The sequence below is a fragment of the Phyllobacterium sp. P5_D12 genome, from assembly GCF_054049495.1.
The window spans coordinates 1-989 of sequence record NZ_JBFUMG010000993.1 but is presented as its reverse complement, the minus strand read 5'-3'; the positions used below and the strand labels follow the sequence as shown (position 1 = coordinate 989).

2 protein-coding genes are annotated in these 989 nt (G+C 59.8%); both read left to right on the top strand.

All coding sequences use genetic code 11. From position 1 onward, the window contains the following. Positions 1 to 55 precede the first annotated feature (55 nt). Complete coding sequence (locus tag ACXJ5O_RS28215; protein ID WP_457302796.1) at positions 56 to 808, top strand: ABC transporter ATP-binding protein; 753 nt, start codon at positions 56 to 58, stop codon at positions 806 to 808. Further along, positions 805 to 989: hypothetical protein (locus ACXJ5O_RS28210; protein ID WP_457302795.1), on the top strand; the 185-nt coding region annotated here is incomplete at its 3' end. The genes ACXJ5O_RS28215 and ACXJ5O_RS28210, both read left to right, overlap by 4 nt.

Below are 989 nucleotides of genomic sequence, written 5' to 3'. Positions count from 1 at the left end.
ACACTGGCCTTTGTTGCCGTCATGCTCTTCATCGAACTCGTCGTGGTGCAACCGCTTGAACACACATCAACTCGCTGGCGTCGCAGCGCGGCTTAAGGTCAACATAGAAGAGAAGGCGTTCCGCTCGTCTAACGGTGGAACGATTGAAGTCCTGCGCGATCTGCGCTTCGAGGTCGAGCAGAACGAGTTTGCCTGTATCCTTGGACCGTCAGGTTGCGGCAAGACCACCACACTGCGCATTTTGCTTGGTCTCGATAGCGACTATCGCGGGTCGATCCAGTTGCCCGGATTGGCGGACGCGCGTATCGGGGCGGTGTTTCAGGAGCCGATGCTTCTGCCGTGGCGCACGGTCGAGCAGAATGTGCGGCTAGCCATGCCCAAGCCCAAGCGCGAGACCAATCTCGACGGCTTGTTCAGCACGCTCGGCCTGTCGAAGATGCGCAATTTCTATCCGGCAGAGCTGTCGCTGGGGCTGGCACGCCGCGCGGCGATAGCGCGTGCATTGGCGATCGAGCCGGATATACTTTTGCTTGATGAACCATTTGTCTCGCTGGATGAGTCCACAGCGCAGCAACTCCGGCATATGCTGCTTTCCGTGTGGTCCGAGCGCCCGACGACCGCGTTGATGGTGACGCATAATCTGCAGGAGGCGATCGTGCTCGCCGACCGTATCATCGTGCTTTCCGAACGTCCCGCCCATGTGATTGGCACGTTCGATATCCGCCTGCCGCGCAACTATCGCAATGAGCAGGTGAAGGCTGATCTGTTGCGTTCGTTCAATGAAAAATTCGCGGGGAACGCGCCATGAGCCAGCCGACGCGGCGCAGCGTTCTTCAAACTGGCGCCTTTATCGCCTGTTGCGGCTTTTCGCATGCCCGTCTGGCGCGGGCGCAGTCGAGCCCGATCGAGGCTTTGCCCGTCAAGGAGATTGCCGGCGGGATATTCGCCTTCGCAGGCAGGCCCGAGATGATGACCGCGAAGAATGAGGG